The following is a 21755-nucleotide window of genomic DNA, read 5'->3' as shown; positions in this document are numbered from 1 at the left end:
ACCATCAACGAAAACAAACTTCTAACGGAGAGCCTTGATGATCTTTGCATCCAGCTTCTGCACGGTATAGCCTGAACGGGATGGCGTCAGCCCGAGACGCACCACAGAAAGATGCATGGACGGTATGATCATGACGGTTTGACCGTCATGGCCAGACATCCAGAACGCATCATCAGGAATGCCATCCTCGCCCGCTTTGGCGCCACCGGACTGCAACCAGACCTGCGCGGAGCCATAACGGCCATCCGAGGCCGCAGACGGTTTGCGCATGAAGGACACGAAATCGGCAGGCAGAACCTGTCTTCCATCGAGCTTTCCGTCTCCCGCCAGAAACGCGCCAATACGGGCCCAGTCACGCGCGGTCGCGTACATATAGGACGACCCAGCGAACACACCCGACGCGTCCGTTTCCACGAGGGCGCTGCTCATGCCGAGCGGTTCGAACAAGGCAGTGCGCGGATAGGCTAGCGCCTCGTTCCGGTTATCGAAACTATCCATAAACAGCTTGGATAGAATATTCGCCGTCCCGCTCGAATAGTTGAACTTCGTTCCAGGCTCCGTTTCCAGCGGTAGCGAAGCGGCAAATCCCGCCATGTCCTTTTCCAGAAACAACATACGGGTGACATCTGCCACCGCACCGTAATTCTCGTTAAAACGCAGACCGCTGTCCATCGCCATCAAGTTCGCGACGGTGATCTTGGCGCGCTCGTCGTTCTGCCATTCCGGCAGAAGATTGCTTTTGGCCAGATCCATGCGGTTTTCAGCAATCCGCATCCCGATCAGCGTCGCCATTACGGATTTGGTCATCGACCAACCAAGCAGCGGTGTATTCGCATTGAAGCCCTCACCATAGGTTTCGGCGATCAGTTGACCGTTGTGAATGACCGCAATGGCCCGCATGCCCGGGCCTGCCAGTTCGTTGTCTTCGATAACGTTCTGCACTTCTGCGGAAATCGCCACGTGCAGCGGATTGGGCGACGTCTGCACGGTTTCATCGGTCGCGACACTGCGGCTGTCCGTCGATTGAACATTGGCGCATCCCTGTCCGGGAAGAAACACAGATTTGCTGGGCGCAAAAAAGCCGAAAATCCGGACAGTTACGGTGTCAGTGTCTTCATCCACGGCAACATTGAGGAATTTCAGCAGCGGATTTCCCGGCGCCTGAACATCGTCGGCGAGAACCGCATCGGCGTCTCGTTTGGCAATAAACACATTGGAACACACGATCTTTGCTGCATAACCCGTACCCACCCGCAAAAGCTCTGGTGGGTTGAAACCGAGCCATGCCGCCACGCCGACTAACAGCAGAACGACCAAACCGACGAGAAACGTGAAAAATCGCTTTAAAAACTTCGACATGAAATACCGTTTCTTTCAGGGCAAACCTGCCTGAGCAGGGCAATATGCAAATCTCATCTTGCGGTATGTTTCTGCGAAACGGGATTGCAGTCAATTACCGTCCGACAACTGACCATATAAAAAGGGGCGCTGCTGCGCCCCTGATTTTATCGGTTGGAACTGGCCGGACCGTTCCAACGGCTGCTGTGATGCCGGTGATATCCGCGATAGTAATCGCGTTTATAGTGACGGTGCGATTGCCAGCGGTGATCGCGATAGTGGCGCCGATCGGACCGCCAGTGGTCCCGTCTGTGGTAATGCCGCTTCTTCCAGTGCTTATGCGAATGGTAGCCGCGATGATCGCGAACCTGTTCGACATTGGAAGTCACGCCGGGCTTTGCCAGATTGGCCACAGGTGCAGCGGAAGCTGCTCCGGCGCCCACCAACAAGCCAACGCCAACAATTCCTGCAATAAGTCCACTAAAGAGCTTCATTCTTTTTACTCCTCTTGATAGGAAGCATCATGAAACCTAACGCATGAACTCAAAATGAACAGCTTCATCTATTCAACGATCTGTGATCGATTTAAAAGATAAACAAAATACTCTTCAAGAAATTTTTATAACGATAATAATTGTTTATCACCTGATGCTAGCCTTGTTGCGCATCTCTTCTGTTTCAACTTCTGCGGGTTCATCTTTCTGCCGCCTTTATGCAATCATCTTCATATGCGCTTCATTGCATCAGCATTGAAGCGCACCCCGGCGTCATTATGCACCTAACACAAACGTCGGGGTTTCTCCCTGTCTGGTTTTAACGCTCCATACATCAGGTACACACGCAAGTTTGACATCAAAGCGATGAACAATCCGGCAGTTCGCGCGTTAGTCCCCTGTTCCCAATGTAAACGGAGGAAATCCCGATGGACTGGAATCGTGTTGAAGGCAACTGGAAACAGGTCAAAGGTAAGATTCAGGAACAATGGGGCAAGCTGACGGACGATGATCTCGACCAGATCAGTGGTCGACGCGAACAGCTTGAGGGTAAAATTCAAGAACGGTATGGCCTCGCGAAAGACAAGGCCAAATCCGAAATTGATGACTGGTATAATCGACAGCAATGGCTGTCCTGAATGAAACCCCGCCACGGCGGGGTTTTTTCTTGCGCTATATTCCCAAGACGGACGCAACAGTGATCGGCGTTCAGCGCTTGAGCCAGCGCGACTTTCCCGATATCCAATAGCTCGACTGTTCCGTGATCAGCTGCGCAGAGGTTTAAATGTCGCGTAAACTGAATGTTGCTGCCTGTGTACTGGCGCTTTCCGCGCTCGCATCCTGCACGTCACCTTCAGCCAACGTCAATCCGCCCAAACCGCCGGTCGATCCGACCGCGATCATGGGTACTTGGTGCAGCAATAACGACAAGCGCTTCACGATTTCGCGGGAGCGCTTCGATAGCCGCGACATGCAGTGCACCGTCATGAAACTCGACAATTACAAGGGAACGTTTACGCTCAACCTGGTTTGCGATAGCGATCACCAGCAGGCCAGCGAAAACGTGACCGTCACACCGATTGGCGACGCTGTTGAGATTGTATTCCTGTCGAAAGGCGTTCGCCACCCGCGGGCAAATCGATGTGGGCCCGCCTCTTCCGCGCCCGTTGCCGCTCCTGCGCCATCCGAGCCAAGTCCGCCCTCTCCAGTCGTACAATAACAGCTAGAAACCTCCATCTGCACAATTGAGAATCGAGGCTGCTCGGGATTCTGCAGCTGGCTGCTGCTTTTCCGCGAGACTTCGCGCATGCGCATGGTGACAGTCATGAGTTTCGCTCCGTAACAGGCAAAAATGTCGGAACGATCCAGAAATCAAACCGTTAGAGCTATGGACACCCAATGCAGAAAGGAGAGCAGTTATGTTTAGAACATCACTTCTGACGGCAGCGTGTGCACTTTTGATTGGTGCTCCGGCCCTTGCGCAGACGGCGGCTCCCACCGCGACAACGCCCGGTACGGATACCCCCGCACAACAGGACTTGCCTGTATCGACAAAGAACATGTTCGGAGCAGCTCCCTCTGCCGATAAAAACAAGATCGGCTTTGTGGAACCCAAGGAAGGCGAAGTCCTTGTCTCCAGCTTCATCGGCCGCAGTGTTTATGAAAGCGATGCCAATGACGCAAAATCAATCGGTAAACTGAATGACCTTATCGTCAGTTCTGACGGATCGGTTGTTGCCGCCGTGATCGGTGTCGGCGGTTTTCTCGGCGTTGGCGAAAAGGATGTCGCCGTAAGCCCCGATGTCCTGCAGTTGGCGACCCGTAGCGACGGAAACACTTGGCTAGTTCTAAGCGCAACGAAGGACCAGTTGACCGCAGCCCCTGCCTTCGACCGCTCCAAGGTCTTCACCAATGGTGTGGCCGATCCCAATGCAGCCAAGGAAAACGAGGCTCCGGCGAGCGGTGAAACCACAACACCCGCCGCGCCTGCCCCGGCTCAGTAAAAGCTGAACAAATGGCAGCGATGGCCCCGATCTGTGATAGATTCGGGGCCATAACCGATTCAACGGGTCTTTTACTCGAAGACCCGAATCTCCTGAGCTCAATCGGAGGCTACGCCAATGAAGAAAGCTGTTCTCATCTGCATCGCGGCATTATCGGTGAGCGGTTTCGCTGCAATCAACACCAGCGCAGCTGTAACTTCTCCCAAACAGCGCGCCGAGGAAGTGAAAGCTGTCATCGACGCGGTTTCCCGTGAACTTCCCAAGAACCCCATCAATACTGTCATGTATATCCGGGCTAATAATTTCGAGGTTCTGGCCGGAACCTGCACCGTGCGGGCGCATATCGTCTCTTCCAAAACCTCCGGGTCGGATAAAGCCGACAAGATCAAGGTGCGCCTCAACCGACAGCGTTGCGCGCGCTAAGGTCACATCTGGAAAAGCCAGACACGGTTTTCGGACAATATATGGGTAAAAACAAAAACTTGGAGCGTCTTCTTCCGCCCGAGATTGCTTATTGTTAATGTCGCTCAATATGGCGGATGAGGCGTATACGTGCGATAATATCAGCCATGAGAGAAAGAGCGCTGATAAGGACACGGCATACCGCCCTGATCGCGGTCAGGGTGTTGTGTCTTATTGTGCCGATTATCGTTGCCCTCGTCGCACTTATGCTCGTCGCCCAATATGATGACGACAGAAATATCGTGACAAATACCGGCGTTGCAGGCGCCACTGCACCGAACGGCAACTGAACGATTTTCGCAATGCATGTGGGGCGGTTGGAAAATGGTGGGCGCGACAGGGATTGAACCTGTGACCCCTCCCGTGTGAAGGGAGTGCTCTACCGCTGAGCTACGCGCCCTTAGAGCCGTATGGCTCAATCAAGGTGACGCGGATATACGGTTCCGCTCGGGGCAAAGTCAAGCGCCGACCGCTTGTTTCCCAAATGATTTTCACAGCCGAGATCGGTTCAAGGCGGCTCAATAAAAATGGCGGCGAACAATAACCGCCATGTCTCCAAGGCCTGAAAACCTCCGCTGTCGCTGAACGCCAGCGCGTCGATTAAAGCGCCGCCAGTCGCGATGCCGCCGTTTTATCGGAGGCCTTCTGCATGCCTGAGTCGCGATCATAAACGTCACTGTAATAGCGAATCTGGCCGTTCGTGTCCGGCCATGCCGTGAAGTAGGAAATATAGACCGGCACCGGGTCCGGCACCTTGATGCCGCGCTCATTCTTGCCGAAATATTTCTCCAGATCGCCAACGGGCTTGCCAAGCACGGCTGCCGCCATGTCGCGTGGACGTTCCAGACGAATACAGCCATGGCTCAGCGCACGCATGTCGCGACTGAAATAGGACTTTGCGGGCGTGTCGTGCATATAGATATCATGTTCGTTCGGGAACAGGATCTTCAGCTCGCCCAGGGCATTGTCGAGGCTTGGCTTCTGACGGATACCGACATGCGATTTGCCTGATGCAACGGCGCTCCAGTTGACCGCGCTCGCCGAAACCTTCTTGCCACCGACATAAACTTCATAGCCGTTGCGGTCGAGATAGCTGGTGTCGCGCATAACCTTGGGCAGCATTTCGTTCAGAATGATCGAACGCGGCACGCCCCAGGAAGGGTTGAACACAACCGTCTGCACCTTGTTGTAGAAGAAATAGGTCTGATGGGTCGGCGAGCCGATCACCACATTCATGCCCAGCTTTTCCTGACCATCCTCGAAATATTCGGCGCGGTAGGCTGGCTGGTTGACCATCACATAACGCGTGCCAAAATCATGCGGCAGCCAGCGCAGGCGTTCCATCGAATAGAGAATCCGGTCGCGCTTGACGGATGATTGCTCACCCTGCAACGCCGAAATCGTGTTGCGTCCGATGACGCCATCGGGCGCACTGCCCGAAAGCTTTTGATAGTCCTTGATCGCGGAAACCAATTCCGGATCGTAAAGGCTCGTATCGGCATGAGCCTGCAAGACATCGCGGTGCTTTTCCAGATAATCAGCAGGCGCGTGTTTGATAATGAGCGCCACTATATTGGCCAACTGGTCGCTGGTGTCGCCCGGACGAATGACACCATCAAGAGAAACGCGAACGGTTTCACCTGCTGGCGCGTCCGTTTCGGACAAAGCCTGCTTCAAAGCCGCATATTGCGCATTATCCGGCTGGAACCCGTGCAAATAAGCGGACGGATCGGCTTCACCGGCCAGTCTTTCCAGCACGGTCTTCGGATCGACGCGATCACGCGGCAGGTCATGGAAACCGCTCAGGCGGTCGGCGATCACACGCCCCTCGCCCGCGTCCATCGCATAGCGCAGCGCACGGGCCGACATGCGGATTTCAAACTCAGCCAGCTTCTGCTGACGTTCTTCGTTCTGCGCGGGATCGAAATTATCGGAAGGGATCGTGACCGCATATTCATCCGGATTGAGTCCGTCTTCGCCAGCACGAGCAAAGAAGGCTGCAACCGCCTTGGCGCGATCAAGCACCTTGCCGTCAGCCGACCAAATGAATGAGCGATTGGTCGAATAATAGGAGACTATCGCCTCAGCGATTGGCTTTTCAGCCTTCACATCGACGGACTTCAAATAATCCATCGCGGCGTCGAAAGCGCGATTGCCAGCCGTATCATTGGCCTCATGCGTCTTTTCCACACTGATCGGCGACATGCCGGATGTCAGCGGATCAACAACACTTGCCGGAGCAGTTGCAGCAGTCACCTGCATGTCAAGCGCGGTGAAATCGATCTTGATCAGCGTTTCCGGCTTGTAATCATAAATCTCGGGTCCCTTCACCGTCACACGCTGCGCTGGAGGAGCGATCCGCGTTGGCGCTGTTGGCGTGGCCGCAGCTGCAGCACGGGGAGCAACGGCGGCGGGCGGAAGCGGTGCAACGGGCTGCGCGGCCTGCTGGCGACGCTGCTGAAAAAGCTCGAAAAGTGAATTCGCTGCCTCAGCCTGCGTGACCGGGAACAAGGCCGATGCGGCCAGAGCCAGTACCATCGCATTGCGAATATAAGATCCGCTGGTGCGAATTTTCTTTACATCCATCTGCGCGCGCCGAGAAAACTGCATTTCAACCGCCAAAGTTAGCATGTCCGCCAAAAGGCGAATCCGTCTCAATCAATTCGCGTAGATTTTATGAATCTCGTATAGAAAGTTTTAACGCTAATGCCACTTCTTTCAATTTCTTGCTCAAAAATAATCACAAAACTTTGAGGAAGGCGCATTCTGGCAACAGCAGGCCTGTACCAGAAGCGCCTCTCTTTGCCTCATTGCGCAATGTGCCGCAGTGGATTCCGCCTCTCATCGCGCTAAAAGCCCCTCAGATTATCCCGGATGGTGCCTAGAAATCCGGGTTTTGAGCAACATACGTGCAAGCTGGGGATCTGCCGATTTCTGGCCAGTACGGCAGGCAAGCAAGCGAGGTACCACGATGGCAGATGCAAGCGCCGCCGATCTCTTTCCTCTTGGCGAAGACACCACCCCATACCGCAAACTGACCTCCGACTTTGTTTCGGTCGATACTTTCAAGGGTCAAGAAATCCTGACTGTCGACCCGGAAGGGCTGCGTCTTCTGTCCGAGGCGGCATTTGCCGACATCAACCATCTGTTGCGTCCTGGCCATTTGCAGCAGCTTGCAAAGATCATGGAAGACCCGGAAGCGACCGACAATGATCGCTTTGTCGCTTATGACCTTCTGAAGAACGCCAATATTGCCGCAGGCGGCGTTCTGCCAATGTGTCAGGATACCGGCACCGCGATCATCATGGGCAAGAAGGGCCGTCGCGTCTGGACGGAAGGCGGCGATGCCGATGCGCTCGGCAGCGGCGTGCTCGAAGCCTATAACAAGAAGAACCTGCGTTATTCGCAGCTGGCACCGCTTTCCATGTTCGAGGAAAAGAACACCAAGAACAATCTGCCTGCGCAGATCGACATCTATGAAGAAGGCGAAGACGCCTATAAGTTCCTTTTCGTGGCAAAGGGCGGCGGTTCGGCCAACAAGACGTTCCTCTATCAGGGCACGCCTTCACTTTTGACCCATGACCGGATGATCGACTTTCTCAAGGACAAGATCCTGAGCCTCGGTACAGCCGCCTGCCCGCCTTACCATCTGGCGATTGTTATCGGCGGCACATCGGCTGAAATGAACCTCAAGACCGTCAAGCTCGCCTCCACGCGCTATCTCGACAGCCTGCCGACGGAGGGTTCGGAAACCGGCCATGCTTTCCGCGATCTGGAAATGGAAGCCGAAATCCACAAGCTGACCCAGTCACTGGGGGTCGGCGCGCAGTTCGGCGGCAAATATTTCTGCCACGACGTGCGCGTCATCCGTCTGCCGCGCCATGGCGCATCGCTGCCAATCGGCATCGGCGTTTCCTGCTCGGCAGACCGTCAAGCCAAGGGCAAGATCACCAAGGAAGGCATATTCCTGGAACAGCTGGAAACCAATCCGGCGCAATACATGCCGGATATCGACGAAGAAAAGCTTTCCTCGCATGTGGTGAAGATCGATCTCAACCAGCCAATGGCCGAAATTTTGAAGGAGCTGTCCAAGCACCCCGTCAAGACGCAGCTATCGCTGACCGGCCCGATCATCGTCGCCCGCGATCTGGCGCATGCGAAAATTCGCGAGCGTTTGGAAAACGGCGAATCCATGCCGGATTATTTCAAGAACCACCCCATCTATTATGCGGGTCCGGCGAAGACGCCAGCCGGCTATGCATCGGGCTCGTTCGGCCCAACCACGGCAGGCCGTATGGATTCCTATGTCGACCAGTTCCAATCTTTTGGCGGCTCCATGGTGATGCTCGCCAAGGGCAACCGTTCGCGTCAGGTGCGCGAAGCCTGCGGAAGCCATGGCGGTTTCTATCTCGGCTCCATCGGTGGCCCGGCTGCTCGTCTGGCGCAGGACTGCATCAAGAAAGTGGAAGTGGTCGAGTATCCGGAACTCGGCATGGAAGCCATCTGGCGCATTGAAGTGGAAGATTTCCCGGCTTTCATCGTCATCGACGACAAGGGCAATGATTTCTTCAAGGAACTCAATCTGGGCTGATTAACGCTCAATTGATATTCGGATAAGGGCGGCTTAAAAGCCGCCCTCCGGTTTCCGCCCTTATGCCACAGCCCGCAAAGGCATGGGGCCGCTCACATAATCCGCAATTTTTCCGGCCACATCCGGGCTGGCTATGATCCTTCGGTGCCCAAGACCATCAGCCCAATGCAGCCGGACATGCGACCCCGCTTTGGCAGCCATTTCGGCACAGCGCGCCGGAACTTCCTTGTCGTCGCGTGCATGAATAACCAGCGTCGGGATCGACAATCGGCGCAGATGCTTATCGGTGTCGAAATCGTGGATCGGGCGCGCTGCGATTTGCTGAACTCTATTCTTCATCGCCTGACGCACATCGGCCTTCAACTGCAAAACCTCTCCGAAACCTTCGAAAACGCCGTCCATAGAATGCGGAGATGCAATGGTTACCAATTTGGCGGGACGTCGCTCGCGATAGCAGCCAAGTGGCCCGGCAGCCGCGTTGACGACGACCGCACCGCCAAAGGAATGCCCGACCATCGCATAGAACGGGCCATACTGGCGCCATGCGGCATCTACCGCGGCAATTGCCCGGATGAAATCGAGCTCACGGCCCCCCGATGCGCCATGTCCCGGCAGATCGAGGGCGACGACCCGCTCGCCGCGTGCGACCAGCGCGCTGATAATCGCCATCATATCCGCACTGCGCGAGCCCCAGCCATGCACAACCAGCGAAGTACGGACAGTCTGTCGAGCCATCCCTGCGGGTTCGAAAAGATAGGTTGCGACAACGCCGCGATCTATAATCAGATCGAGCCTTTTGGCCTTGAGCAACTCTTCGCTCGTCTGTTGCAACTTTTCCGCATAGGCTTTGGTCTTGGGCTTGCGGCTCGGCGTGCGGCAGAAAATCTTGAATGCCGCACGACCAGCACGTTCCGGTGCAATGTGGCCAAGCACACCCAGACCGAATCGCGTAACCTGAAGAGATAACGTCGCCATAACGAGGCCTCAATCATGTTCAATCCTGAACAAATAATTGTACAAGAATGAACAAAATGCAAGACAAGAATCAAAAGCTGCCTTGGGATAATCCGCGCTTCAAGAACTGGATTGCCGTTGCGAGAGCTGGCAAGGCGGTCGAACGCGCGCTGGCGCAGGGGCTGGCGTCGTTCGATCTGAAGATTGCTGACCTCGATGTGTTGATGAATATTTATCGCCATCCAGGCGAATCGCAGCACGATCTAGCTCGCAGAATTCTGGTTGGGCGATCCAATATCACGATGTTGCTGCCGAAACTGGAGAATCGGGGATTGCTGACGCGCAGCGGCGATCCGGTGGACAAGCGGATTATCCGCCTCACGCTCACGCCCGATGGTGAAAAGCTGCTCGGCGAAGCGCTTTCGGTCTATACCGAGTTGATCGACCGCGTCATGGCCCACTCCACCGCGTCGCAATGCAACGCCATGGGCGACATGATGCGGCGTATCGCGGATATGCTGGAAAAGGATTAGCGGTCGCGCTTGAGCCCTTTTTCTGCCAGTTCATCGAGATAGGTTTGCCAGAGCGCCTCTTTCTCGGTGCCGAGCTTGTGCAGATAGGTCCAGGAAAACAGGCCGGTGTCGTGCATATCGTCAAAGGTGATGCGCACCGCATAATTGCCGACCGGCTCGACCTTGATGATTTCTACGTTCCTCTTACCGCCGACCGTAATGCGCTGTTCGGGAGAATGCCCTTGCACTTCTGCCGACGGCGAAAGCACGCGCAACAGCTCGGCGGTCAGTTCAAATCGCTCGCCACTGTCGAAAGCCACCGTCAGCAATTTGCGGTCGCTGGAAACGCGCAGTTCGGTCGGCCAAACGTCGCTCATTGCTTTTCTCCATATTAAGCTTGCTCCGTCATCGTCGAAGCCTGCTTGTGATAGGCTGCATGTCGAAATACCGCAAGGGTATTGAAACTGCTTCAGCCCGGCAAAACTGGACAATGCGCGGCGGAAGTCTTATCTCATAAGAACGGGTAGATACTGCGTCGCCCCTCATGGAAACAATGGCTTCACAGATGAAAACCTTACAGGCACAGCCCCTTGTTTCTCCCACCGAACCGATGATCGATCCTTTCGGACGGACGGTCAGCTATCTGCGTGTTTCGGTGACGGATCGTTGTGATTTCCGTTGCACCTATTGCATGGCGGAGCACATGACCTTTCTTCCCAAGAAGGATCTGCTGACGCTGGAAGAGCTCGAACGGCTCTGCACCGTGTTCATCGATAAAGGCGTGCGTAAGCTGAGGCTTACTGGCGGCGAACCGCTGGTGCGCAAGAACATCATGCATCTGATCCGTGGGCTTTCGCGTCACCTGGCGTCCGGTGCGCTGCAAGAATTGACGCTGACCACCAATGGCTCGCAGCTTTCGCGCTTTGCCGATGAATTGGCAGATTGCGGCATAAAGCGCATCAATGTCTCGCTCGATACTCTAAATCCCGACAAGTTTCACGAAATTACCCGCTGGGGCGACCTTGCGCGCGTGCTTGAAGGTATAGATGCCGCGCAGAAGGCTGGCATCCGCGTGAAGATCAACGCCGTTGCCTTGAAAAATTTCAACGAATTCGAAATCCCCGAGCTGATCCGTTGGGCCCATAGCCGCGACATGGATATGACGCTGATCGAAACCATGCCGATGGGCGAAATCGAGTTCGACCGCACCGATCAGTATTTGCCGTTGTCGCAGCTGCGTAGCGACCTTTCGGTTCAGTTCACGATGACCGATATTCCATATCGCACGGGCGGCCCTGCCCGCTATGTCACGATTGAGGAAACCGGCGGACGTCTCGGTTTCATCAAGCCTTTGACGCATAATTTCTGCGAAAGTTGCAACCGCGTCCGCCTCACCTGCACGGGCATGCTCTATATGTGTCTCGGCCAGAATGACGATGCCGATCTGCGCAAGGCGCTGCGGGAAAATGACAGCAATGATTTCCTGAGCCGGGCTATCGATGAGGCGATTTCGCGCAAACCCAAGGGCCATGATTTCATCATCGACCGTGATCATAACCGGCCAGCGGTGGCACGGCATATGAGCCTGACCGGCGGCTAAAGGCGCTTTTACTTTTGAGCAAAAATACTCGCAAATAATTGTCGCGCAATAAACTTTAACACGGTATGGAATTCTAAATTGGATTCTATACCGTGCTGCAGTCAGAGAATTTCCGCGCAAGTATTTATATGCTTCTCGCCATGGGTGTTTTCACCATCGGGGACAGCATTACCAAATTCCTTCTCACGGAAATGAATAGTGGTCAGTACATGCTAATCCGTGGCGTTTTTGCGACCGCAATGGTCGGCTTTCTAGCCTGGCGTCATGGCGCGTTGCGTAATCTTTCTCTGGAGCCGATGACGGTCCTGCGCGTGCTGGGCGAAGTCGTTGCGACAATTACCTATATCGTCTCGTTAGGAAATCTCTCACAAGCCTTCTGTTCTGCGGTATTTCAGGCGACACCTTTGTTGGTTACGCTTGGCGCAGCAATCTTCCTCAAGGAAAAAGTCGGCTGGCGGCGCTGGGCCTCTATTCTTGTCGGTCTTGTCGGTGTGCTGATTATCATTCGTCCCGGTTCAGCCGGCGCGGCAAGTTTCAGTGCGATTGCCATTTTGCTGGCAAGCGTCGGCTTTGCGGCCATGCGAGATATTGCGACGCGCCGCGTGCCCGCCCATGTACCGACATTCTACCTTTCAACGCTGACTGCCGGTGCAATTGCGATAACCGGCGGCGTACTGACCGCCCCGATGGGCGGATGGCAGCCTGTCGGCCTTCTCTCCATCGCGGCCTTGCTTGGCGCTGCCGTGCTTCTGCTGATCGGATATCACTTCATCATTCTCGCCATGCGTGAGGGTGAAGTGTCCTTCGTTTCCCCGTTCCGTTATTCCAGCCTGCTTTGGGCGATAGGCCTGAGCATCGCGGTCTTTGGCGAAGCGCCAGATACGTATACAATCATTGGATCGGTTCTCGTCGTCGGAAGCGGCATCTACATGGTCTATCGCGAACACGCGCTGAAGAAGCGACAGAAGAGCAGAAGCACCCTTGCTTCCATTCCAACTGGTCTCGGACCGAAATGATGGCCATCAAGCAAGATGTGGTCGGTGCGATCATCGCAGGCGGATTATCGAGCCGGATGCGTGAAGGCGGAATAGCGGGCGACAAATTCCTGCAGGCTTTAGGTTCAAGCAGTATCATCGCCGCAGTTGCAGCGCGGCTGAAACCGCAGGTGGACGCGCTTTTCATTAATGCCAATGGCGACCCGTCCCGATTGGCCGATCTTGGTCAACCGATCGTCGCGGATATCCCCGCAAACCATGGTGGCCCCTTAGCTGGCATTCTCACTGCGCTCATTCGTGCTAGAAATTCAACATGGCTCCTGACCGCCGCAGCGGACACACCGTTTCTGCCTGCCAATCTCGCAGAGCAGCTCTTCGAGCGCCAACGACAGAGCGGCAAGGACATCGTTCTTGCCAGCTCAGTTGGGCATGTTCATCCGGTTTTCGGCCTGTGGCGCACTCAACTGGCGGATCGGCTGAGAGACTGGCTTTCGACCGCAGAGAAAGCCAGCGTTCTAGCTTTTGCACGCGATGTAAAATTCGAAACGGTAGACTTTCCACTTGCAACGACGAAGGTTGGCTCGGAAAGCTATGATCCATTTTTCAATATCAACCGACCCATCGATCTTGTTGAAGCCCGGCGATTGAATCGTTTGAACGGAGCCTTGCCATGACGCACAAGCTGTTCGGAATTACAGGCTGGAAGAATTCCGGCAAGACCACGCTCACCGAAAAGCTTGTGCGCTGCCTGACCGAACGCGGCTACCGCATCGCGACCATCAAGCATGCGCATCATAATTTCGATATCGATCACGAAGGCACCGATTCCTGGCGACATCGCCAGGCGGGCGCTGCGGAAGTTGCCATCGTTTCAGAGCGCCGCTTTGCCATCATGCATGAAAATCTCGACGGGCCAGAGATCTCGCTGCAAGACATCGCGGACAAGCTCGCGCCCTGCGATTTGATTCTCGTCGAGGGCTATAAGCGCGAGCCACACAAGAAAATCGAGCTCCGTCGAATTGGCAGCCATGACGGCCCACCGCTCGCCGAAAACGATCCAAGCATCGTCGCCATTGCAACCGATTATCCCCAACAGAGTTCAAGCCTGCCGGTCTTCGATATCAATATGGTCGATGAAATTGCCGATTTCATCCAAAATGAAATGGCGCTTTGAGCAATTCCCTAGTGCTTTCCGCCGAAACGTCAGCTTTCACTATTTTGCTCCGACTTTCGGCGGAATAGCCTGTGAATTCCGCAATAATTATACGCAAAATTATTACGCAAGCCATCTTGCCTTCCGGTGAAAAGTGGTGGGAATATCGTCTTCGGATTGGAGGGCGGTGGCGAACATGCGAAAAATTATTGCGCAGCCTCCGCTGGACCATCTATTGCTAGCAGCGGGAGGAGCGACTATCGATCACTAATCCTCAATTTTAAATTGCAGTTGCACGACAAATGGCTGACCAGAAAAATAATCAGGGAACCAGCCAGAGTAAACGAGAGGACTAATTATGCGCGTATTGAAGCGTATCGTAGCAGCAGCTTCGGTTGCGACCATTGCAACCATGGCTGGCGGATTGGCCATCGGCGCCGCAAATGCTGAGGAGCCTTTGAAGCTCACCATCGCCACTGAAGGCGCTTATCCCCCCTTCAATTTCATCAAGCCGGACGGCACTCTTTCAGGGTTTGACGTCGATATCGCACATGCGCTTTGCGATGAAATGAAGGCCCAGTGCACGTTCATCACCCAGGAATGGGACGGCGCAATTCCGGCCCTTCAGGCCGGCAAGTTCGATGCCTTCATCGCTTCCATGTCCATCACCGATGAGCGCAAGAAGCAGGTCGATTTCTCGAACAAATACTACAATACACCTCCGGGCATCGTCGCCCCGAAGGATAGCGACATCAAGGGTGTGACCAAGGAAGATCTCGCTGGCAAGACGATCGGCGTGCAGGTTTCCACCACCCACGCGAATTACTCTGAAAAGACCTTCACCGACAGCACGATCAAGGCCTACCCGACCGCCGAAGAATACCGTCTCGATCTGGCCAATGGTCGTCTCGACGCTGCCAATGACGATAGCGTCACGCTCGGCGAATGGCTGAAGACGCCGGATGGCGCCTGCTGCAAGATGGTTGGCACTTTCCCGCCGGTTGTTGAAATTCACGGTCCCGGCGCAGGCGTTGCCTTCAAGAAGGGCCGCCCGGAGCTGGTTGAAAAGTTCAATGCAGCCATCAAGGCGATCCGTGCCAACGGAAAGTACAAGGAAATCAACGATAAGTACTTCGAGTTCGACGCCTACGGCGCCGAAAACTAAGTTTCTTTGAAGAAGTCTGCGCCGGTTTGTATTAAAAGCATATCCCGAAAAGTGTGTAGCGGTTTTCGGACAAGATGTGCCCAAAAACAAACCGGCGCACAGCGTTTATGGCGGACCCTTCGGTGAAAGCGCTCGCAACAGAGCGAGCCGGATACGTATCCGCCCAGAAAAAAGAAAAAGGCGATGGAACATTACGCCACTTTATTGAGTTTCGGCCCCGAAGGCTGGTCGAGGAGCATCGCCTGGGGGCTTCTGGTAACGGTCACTCTGGCAATCGCCACTCTGCCCGTCGGCCTCGTTCTTGGATTTCTGGTTGCTTTGGGGAAGCAATCGACCGAACCGTCAATCCGACTGGCTTCGAATATCTACACGACCATTTTCCGCGGTCTTCCAGAGCTTCTGACCCTGTTTCTGGTTTATTTCGGTGCCTCGCTCGGCTTGCAGAAACTGTTGGCACTATTTGGCGTCAACGCGAATGTCGAGATCAATGCCTTCGCCGCCGGTATGGTGGCGCTCGGTTTCGTTTTCTCATCCTATTCGAGTGAAGTCTTCCTGTCCGCCTTCCGCGCCATCCCGCGCGGGCAATATGAAGGCGGTTACGCGGTCGGCCTGTCGCACTGGCAAACGATGCGCAAGGTCATCCTGCCGCAATTGATCCGCATCGCCCTGCCCGGCCTTGCCAATCTATGGCTGGTGCTGCTGAAAGACACCTCGCTCGTATCCGTGATCACACTGTCCGACATCATGCGGCAGACCTCCATTGCAGCGCGCGTGACCAAGGAGCCATTCCTATTCTTTGGCGTCGCTTGTCTGCTCTACCTCGCTCTGGCGATCATCTCGTCCTATTTCATCAACCGCATCGCCCAATGGGCTGATGCTGGCAGCAATCGTTCGCGGGGTGCATGATCATGAACGAAGCTGTCACACGAAATAACACTGCCGTCATGGCACCGCCGCCAGTCGTCCGTGAATGGACACGCGCACGCATTGCTGGCCATATCTTTGTGGGGATATGGGCGCTGATGTTCGTCGGACTAGCCATCTATCTCTACAATGTCTGGCGTATTGATCTCTTCGAGACCTATGGACCGCGCTACTGGTCCGGCCTTCTCGTCACGTTGAAACTGGTCGTGGTGTCGATCCTTGTCGGTGCGGCGCTGTCGATCCCGATTGCCGCCGCACGCATGTCGAACAATCGCTGGCTGAGAGCCATCGCGTTCGGCTATGTCTATTTCTTCCGCGGCACCCCGCTTCTGGCGCAAACCTTCCTGATCTATTACGGTTTCGGCACTTTCCGGCCTTTTCTTGAAAGCATTGGCCTGTGGGTGTTTTTCCGGGATGCATGGAATTGTGCCATTCTCGCCTTCTCGCTCAACACGGCTGCCTATCAGGCGGAAATCCTGCGTGGCGCGATCCAGAGCGTTGGCATGGGCCAATGGGAAGGTGCTGCGGCGCTCGGCATTTCGAAGCGCGTGACGTTCTGGAAAGTTATTCTTCCACAGGCGCTGATCGTCGCCCTGCGTCCATACGGCAATGAAATCATTCTCATGATCAAGGGTTCGGCCATCGTCGCCATCATCACGGTTCTCGACCTGATGGGTGAAACGCGGCGCGCTTATTCCCGCACTTTCGATTTCCAAACCTATCTCTGGGCGGCAGTGATCTACCTGCTGATCGTTGAAGTGCTCCGACATATCTGGGATTATCTCGAACGACGGCTGACACGACATCTTGTTCGCTGATTTAGCGAGAAGGTCCTGAATTTAGCCCCCGGCAGCCTTGCAGCTTCCGGGGGCTATCTGTTTAATCAACAGCGCGTCCCTGCTGGGCGCATCCAATTCCTGAAGCATAGCAATGGGCAATATCATGTTGAAAATCTGGGGTCGCACCAATTCCACCAATGTCAAGAAAGCGCTCTGGATAGCGCAGGAACTTGGCCTTGATTACGAACAGATCGACGTTGGCGGCCAGTTCGGCGGGCTGGACGATCCGGCCTTTCTCGCACGCAATCCCAATGGCCTTATTCCATCGCTCGAAGACGGTGAGACCGTGCTGTGGGAATCGAATGTCATTACGCGCTATCTGGCGGCGACTTATGGAAATAATAGCCTGTGGATCGAGAATCCGGCCAAGCGCGCGCAGGGGGAAAAGTGGATGGATTGGGCCTCCAACACGCTCTACAGCGATTTCAGCAATGTCATGAAGCATATGATCCGCCTGCCGGAAGACAAGCGTGACCCGGCCATACTCCAACGCGGTCTCGATGGCCTTGCACGTTCCATGAAGATTGCGAATGACGGTCTCGGTCAGGCGTCGTGGTTCTCTGGAGAAGAGTTCGGTATCGGGGACATTCCGGTTGGCTGCTATGCCTATGCCTGGTTCGAATTCCCCATCGAACGCCCTTCGCTGCCGCAGCTGGAAAAATGGTACGAGCGCCTGAAAGAGCGCCCTGCCTACCGGTCAGCTGTGATGACACCCCTCACCTGATCCTACGGTCCAAAAACTATCCAGAGGAATGAACGAATGACGACGACTGCAAAAGTAGCCTTTCTCGGCCTGGGCGTGATGGGCTACCCGATGGCGGGCCACTTGAAGAACAAGGGCGGCCACGACGTGAAGGTCTATAATCGCACGACCGCCAAGGCTGAAAAATGGGCGAAGGAATTCAGCGGCAGCTTCGCCGCCACGCCCGCAGAAGCCGCGCGCGATGCCGATTATGTGTTCGCCTGCGTCGGCAATGACGACGATCTGCGCTCTGTCACCATCGGCCCGGACGGTGCTTTTTCGACCATGAAAAAAGACGCGATCTTCATCGATAACACGACGGCCTCTGCCGAAGTCGCACGCGAGCTTTCGGAAGAAGCGCAAAAGCGCGACATTCATTTCATCGATGCACCGGTTTCGGGTGGTCAAGCTGGCGCAGAAAACGGCGTGCTGACGGTGATGGTCGGCGCCAGCGAACCGGTCTTCGAGCGCGCCAAGCCGATTATTGACGCCTATGCCCGCTCTGTCGGCCTTATGGGCCCCGTTGGTTCGGGGCAGCTTGCCAAGATGGTGAACCAGATTTGCATTGCCGGTCTCGTTCAGGGATTGGCTGAGGGCATTCATTTCGGCAAAAAGGCTGGACTCGATATCGAAAAGCTCATCGCAGTCATTTCCAAAGGTGCTGCCGGTTCCTGGCAGATGGAAAACCGCTCCGCGACAATGAATCAGGGCAAATATGATTTTGGCTTCGCCGTGGACTGGATGCGCAAGGATTTAGGCATCTGCCTTGATGAAGCGGATCGCAACGGCGCGCTTCTGCCCGTCACGGCGCTTGTCGACCAGTTCTACAAGGAAGTGCAGAAGATCGGCGGCAGTCGCTGGGATACGTCTTCTTTGCTGGCGCGTCTGGAGCAGAAGTGAACCTCGCTTGATTTCTATTTCAAAGAAAAGCCCGGCATCGCTGCCGGGCTTTTGCTGCTTGCACTGCATCAAGTCGATCAGAACTTGACCATCGCTGTCAGCGAGAGGCCGCTGACAAAATCATCGTCGAGCACGCCCTCGGAACCCAACAGGCTGCGCTTGCCGTCGTCCACTGTAGCGTCAATCCTCCCTGAGACTAGCCAGCCTGCAGCGCCAGCCAGGCGGATATCGACCTTATCGCTTGGCTTGTAACCGGTGCCAAGGGTGAACAACCAGAGATCCGTCTGTGTGGTGAGCCCAGTGCTGGTGCCGCGATCCCAGGTCAGAGTCCCGTCGAGAGACCAGTGGTCATTGAACCTGTGACCAATACCGCCCCTCAAAGTCCAACCGTCCTGATAATAGAGATTCAGGCTGGTGACCCTGGTTCCAGTTGGAAGAACTTCATTATCAGACGCGACAAAATCAACAGACGTCACGCTTGACCAATCCATCCATTCCACCGAGCCAAAAGCCAGCCAGCCGGGCGCTATACCTGTCTGAAATTTGAACTCGACGGATTGAGGTGTCGAAACGTCACTATCCACATTGATCGCTACACCGCGTCCAGTGATCGGATTCAAAATCAGATTATCAACGGTACCTTCAAGGCCATATTTAACCTCGGATTGATAAACGAGGCTCGCACGCATGGCATATTCGGGATTTTCATAGGCAGCGCCAATACGCCAGCCGAAAGACTGGTCATCTGCATCCAAAGAAGCGGCGCGAAACGGGCTGCCCGGAATGCCGTCTTGGCTCCGGGAAAAATGGGGGATCATCCGAGTCTGCTGACCACGCAGTTCCTGATAGCTGACACCGCCGAGAATACGGAAATAGCCCACAGCACCTGCGTCAAAACGATAAGAACAGTTCACACCATAGTCGTTCGACGTGATTTTCTGCTTGGCCAACGGGTAAGAGCGGACCGTTTCAATGCCAACCTCTGTGCTGATACCCCAGGGCCGACGATATTGCGCAGCACAGGCAAGATCGCTGGTAAGGTCGAACTTGGCCGAAATCTTCGGCATCCAGTAGCCCTTGGCCTCTTCTATTACCTTTTCGAATGGTCGGCCTGTCGCTGGATTGATACCGCCATTCTCGTCACTGGCGGTCGAGCCACCAATTTCCGTCAATCGCCGCTGTGGCGCTACATAAACGACCGAACTATCGACTACGTTTCCCTGTTCGAACAGAATATCAAAATCCTGCGAACTGGTCTCGAAAGCACCGGCGTGAGCGACAACATCCCTTCCCAGCAGCGCCACCGCAATACCAACAATTTTCAAGCTCCGTCTTCCCATAAATCTCCCCCCAAGACCGCCATGGAATTCACGTTGACGCAAACGTAAAACGGGAAGAAAGAGACCGGCAATATCCAACCAATTGCGGGTTTAATTGTACGATCAGAGCGCACCGAACAAACTGGTTCGGCAACGGAAATCCGACAAGTCGCGGTCACAGTGCTACCAAAATCACCCCTTTTTGGCGATATCTTCGCTCGCTATGAAAACACAACAGCGTGCTTGAACGACCGAAATGATGGGTTCGTTGTTTTAGAAGCTTCTGGAATTTAAAATTAAAAGGGACATATCACAAAAAAGCCCAGCAGCGAGAACTGCCGGGCTTGAAAGATAATGGGCCGGAACATTGGTTAAAAATGCTCCGACCCATGATTTGTATCTGATCAGTTCGATCAGAACTTGACCTTCGCGGTCAGCGAGAGACCGCCGACAAAGTCGTTGCCGAAGTCACCCTTGGAGCCAGACAGGCTGGGCTTTCCATCGACGATGGTATCGTCCAGCTCGCCCGAAGTCAGCCAGCCTGCAGCGCCTGCAAGACGGATTTCAACCTGATCATTCGGTTTGTAGTTGGTGCCAAGACCAAACAGCCAGATGTCAGTCTGTGAGGTCAGGCCCGTGCTGGTGCCACGATCCCAGGTCACAGTACCTGCAACCGACCACTGATCGTTGAACTTGTGACCGACGCCACCGCTAACCGTCCAGCCATCCTGATAGTAAAGATTCAGACTGGTGATCTTTGTGCCGGTCGGCACGATCTTGCTGTCCGAAGAGGCGAAATCAACCGAGGTCAGCGACGACCAGTCGGTCCACTTCACCGAACCAAATGCGAGCCAATCAGGCGCGATACCGGTCTGGAACTTGAATTCAACCGACTGCGGTGTTGCGACATCGCTCGATACATTGATCGGCAAACCCTTGCCGGTCAGCGGGTTCAGAGCCAGATTATCAATGGTGCCTTCGAGATTATACTTAACCTCGGACTGATAAACGATGCTGGCGCGCATCGCATATTCCGGAATTTCGTATGCCGCACCAAGACGCCAGCCATAGGACTCATCTTCCACGTCGAGAGATGCAACGCGCCACGTGCCACCGAATGGATGACCAATGGGCGGAATAGCCTTGGTCTGTTCGCCGCGCAGTTCCTGATAGCTCACGCCACCGAGGATACGGAAATAGCCCTTTTCACCGGCTGCAAAACGATAGGAACAGTTCAGGCCATAGTCGTTCGATGAGATCTTCTGTTCTGCTGCGACGAAGCTGCGAACCGAGTCCAGACCAACATCCGTATGAATGCCCCAAGGCTGACGATATTGTGCTGCGCAAGCCAGATCCGACGTCAAGTCGAACTTTGCGGATGCCTTCGGCACCCAATAGCTCGTCGCTTCGTCGACTTCAGTGCTGTAAGGCTGACCGCCGTTGAAAGGATTTCTACCGCCCGTCGCCGCTCCGATCGCCGAGCCGCGAATGTTCTTCAGCTTACGCTGCGGAGCGACAAAAGTGCCGGACGCATCGACGGCGTTTCCTTGTTCAAACAGAATATCGAAATCCTGCGAGCTACGTTCCAGACCACCCGCGTGAGCGACAACCGCACTCCCAAGCAGTACCGCCGCAATTCCCCCAATTTTTAAGCCGCGTCCGCTCATAAATGTCCTCCCCAGATAACAACGGCATTAACGTTGACGCAAACGTAAAACAGGAAGGATTCGACCTGCAATATCCAATCATTCGCGGGTCAGTTAC

At 54.9% G+C, this 21755-nt stretch carries 22 protein-coding genes and 1 tRNA gene; 15 read left to right on the top strand and 8 right to left on the bottom strand.

The genetic code is table 11. From position 1 onward, the window contains the following. Positions 1-21: 21 nt before the first annotated feature. Positions 22-1359 carry a serine hydrolase gene (locus JAU75_RS01810; protein WP_199054100.1) on the bottom strand — a complete coding sequence of 446 codons (1338 nt, stop codon included), beginning with the start codon at positions 1357-1359 and terminating at the stop codon, positions 22-24. Positions 1360-1505: 146 nt separating this feature from the next. After that, positions 1506-1832, bottom strand: a complete 327-nt coding sequence (locus JAU75_RS01805) for a hypothetical protein (protein ID WP_199054098.1) — start codon at positions 1830-1832, stop codon at positions 1506-1508. 428 nt (positions 1833-2260) lie between these two features. Between JAU75_RS01805 and JAU75_RS01800 the strand changes: the two genes are divergently transcribed. From JAU75_RS01800 to JAU75_RS01785, 4 genes are all read left to right on the top strand, one after another. Beyond that, positions 2261-2470, top strand: a complete 210-nt coding sequence (locus JAU75_RS01800; protein WP_199054096.1) for a CsbD family protein — start codon at positions 2261-2263, stop codon at positions 2468-2470. 146 nt (positions 2471-2616) lie between these two features. Further along, positions 2617-3051 (top strand): hypothetical protein, encoded by a 435-nt coding sequence (locus JAU75_RS01795; RefSeq protein WP_199054094.1) that lies wholly within the window; start codon positions 2617-2619, stop codon positions 3049-3051. 199 nt (positions 3052-3250) lie between these two features. Next, positions 3251-3835, top strand: coding sequence for a PRC-barrel domain-containing protein (locus tag JAU75_RS01790; RefSeq protein WP_199054091.1), 585 nt, complete (start codon positions 3251-3253; stop codon positions 3833-3835). A 117-nt stretch (positions 3836-3952) separates the two neighbouring features. Further along, complete coding sequence (locus tag JAU75_RS01785; protein WP_199054089.1) at positions 3953-4258, top strand: hypothetical protein; 306 nt, start codon at positions 3953-3955, stop codon at positions 4256-4258. Between the two features lie 364 nt (positions 4259-4622). Here the strand turns inward: JAU75_RS01785 and JAU75_RS01780 are convergent. Together JAU75_RS01780 and JAU75_RS01775 are read right to left on the bottom strand one after the other, a co-directional pair. Further along, positions 4623-4697: transfer RNA gene (locus JAU75_RS01780), tRNA-Val, on the bottom strand. A gap of 200 nt (positions 4698-4897) precedes the next feature. Continuing rightward, on the bottom strand, positions 4898-6907 hold the full coding sequence (locus JAU75_RS01775) for a murein L,D-transpeptidase (RefSeq protein WP_199054087.1): 2010 nt from the start codon (positions 6905-6907) through the stop codon (positions 4898-4900). 361 nt (positions 6908-7268) lie between these two features. On the opposite strand from JAU75_RS01775, the gene JAU75_RS01770 reads away from it, so the two are divergent. Continuing rightward, positions 7269-8888 carry a fumarate hydratase gene (locus tag JAU75_RS01770; protein ID WP_199054085.1) on the top strand — a complete coding sequence of 540 codons (1620 nt, stop codon included), beginning with the start codon at positions 7269-7271 and terminating at the stop codon, positions 8886-8888. Between the two features lie 60 nt (positions 8889-8948). On the opposite strand, the gene JAU75_RS01765 is transcribed toward JAU75_RS01770, so the two are convergent. Next, a complete protein-coding gene (locus JAU75_RS01765; RefSeq protein ID WP_199054083.1) occupies positions 8949-9863 on the bottom strand; it encodes an alpha/beta fold hydrolase in 915 nt (304 codons plus the stop codon). 47 nt (positions 9864-9910) lie between these two features. On the opposite strand from JAU75_RS01765, the gene JAU75_RS01760 reads away from it, so the two are divergent. Beyond that, the gene (locus tag JAU75_RS01760) at positions 9911-10375 is read left to right on the top strand and encodes a MarR family transcriptional regulator (RefSeq protein WP_199054082.1); all 465 of its coding nucleotides are present in this window, start codon (positions 9911-9913) and stop codon (positions 10373-10375) included. Here the strand turns inward: JAU75_RS01760 and JAU75_RS01755 are convergent. Continuing rightward, on the bottom strand, positions 10372-10731 hold the full coding sequence (locus JAU75_RS01755; RefSeq protein WP_199054081.1) for a gamma-butyrobetaine hydroxylase-like domain-containing protein: 360 nt from the start codon (positions 10729-10731) through the stop codon (positions 10372-10374). The genes JAU75_RS01760 and JAU75_RS01755 overlap by 4 nt on opposite strands. 188 nt (positions 10732-10919) lie before the next feature. Here JAU75_RS01755 and moaA point away from each other — a divergent pair, with 188 nt between their 5' ends. The 9 genes from moaA to JAU75_RS01710 all read left to right on the top strand — a co-directional run bounded on the left by moaA (position 10920) and on the right by JAU75_RS01710 (position 18672). Continuing rightward, the gene (gene moaA / locus JAU75_RS01750; RefSeq protein ID WP_199054079.1) at positions 10920-11954 is read left to right on the top strand and encodes a GTP 3',8-cyclase MoaA; all 1035 of its coding nucleotides are present in this window, start codon (positions 10920-10922) and stop codon (positions 11952-11954) included. Between the two features lie 128 nt (positions 11955-12082). Then, positions 12083-12970 (top strand): DMT family transporter, encoded by an 888-nt coding sequence (locus JAU75_RS01745; protein WP_199054891.1) that lies wholly within the window; start codon positions 12083-12085, stop codon positions 12968-12970. Beyond that, positions 12967-13623: a molybdenum cofactor guanylyltransferase MobA gene (gene mobA / locus JAU75_RS01740; protein WP_371836096.1), complete on the top strand. Its 657-nt coding sequence runs from the start codon at positions 12967-12969 to the stop codon at positions 13621-13623. The genes JAU75_RS01745 and mobA overlap by 4 nt, the downstream gene beginning before the upstream one ends. Continuing rightward, positions 13620-14123 (top strand): molybdopterin-guanine dinucleotide biosynthesis protein B, encoded by a 504-nt coding sequence (mobB, locus tag JAU75_RS01735; RefSeq protein ID WP_199054077.1) that lies wholly within the window; start codon positions 13620-13622, stop codon positions 14121-14123. The genes mobA and mobB overlap by 4 nt, the downstream gene beginning before the upstream one ends. 337 nt (positions 14124-14460) lie before the next feature. After that, positions 14461-15267: an ABC transporter substrate-binding protein gene (locus tag JAU75_RS01730; RefSeq protein ID WP_199054076.1), complete on the top strand. Its 807-nt coding sequence runs from the start codon at positions 14461-14463 to the stop codon at positions 15265-15267. Positions 15268-15450: 183 nt separating this feature from the next. Continuing rightward, positions 15451-16173 carry an ABC transporter permease gene (locus tag JAU75_RS01725; protein ID WP_199054075.1) on the top strand — a complete coding sequence of 241 codons (723 nt, stop codon included), beginning with the start codon at positions 15451-15453 and terminating at the stop codon, positions 16171-16173. A gap of 2 nt (positions 16174-16175) precedes the next feature. After that, a complete protein-coding gene (locus JAU75_RS01720) occupies positions 16176-17009 on the top strand; it encodes an ABC transporter permease (RefSeq protein ID WP_199054074.1) in 834 nt (277 codons plus the stop codon). Between the two features lie 124 nt (positions 17010-17133). Continuing rightward, complete coding sequence (locus JAU75_RS01715; protein WP_199054073.1) at positions 17134-17754, top strand: glutathione S-transferase; 621 nt, start codon at positions 17134-17136, stop codon at positions 17752-17754. 36 nt (positions 17755-17790) lie between these two features. Further along, on the top strand, positions 17791-18672 hold the full coding sequence (locus JAU75_RS01710) for an NAD(P)-dependent oxidoreductase (protein WP_199054071.1): 882 nt from the start codon (positions 17791-17793) through the stop codon (positions 18670-18672). Positions 18673-18749: 77 nt separating this feature from the next. On the opposite strand, the gene JAU75_RS01705 is transcribed toward JAU75_RS01710, so the two are convergent. Both JAU75_RS01705 and JAU75_RS01700 read right to left on the bottom strand, forming a co-directional pair. Continuing rightward, on the bottom strand, positions 18750-20012 hold the full coding sequence (locus tag JAU75_RS01705; protein ID WP_199054890.1) for an OmpP1/FadL family transporter: 1263 nt from the start codon (positions 20010-20012) through the stop codon (positions 18750-18752). Positions 20013-20404: 392 nt separating this feature from the next. Beyond that, entirely contained in the window at positions 20405-21658 is a 1254-nt protein-coding gene (locus tag JAU75_RS01700; RefSeq protein WP_199054069.1) for an OmpP1/FadL family transporter, read from the bottom strand. Positions 21659-21755 lie beyond the last annotated feature (97 nt).

Origin of the sequence: Ochrobactrum sp. Q0168 (assembly GCF_016427605.1) — a bacterium.
Classification (GTDB): domain Bacteria; phylum Pseudomonadota; class Alphaproteobacteria; order Rhizobiales; family Rhizobiaceae; genus Brucella.
This window is presented reverse-complemented; position numbering and strand designations above follow the sequence as displayed.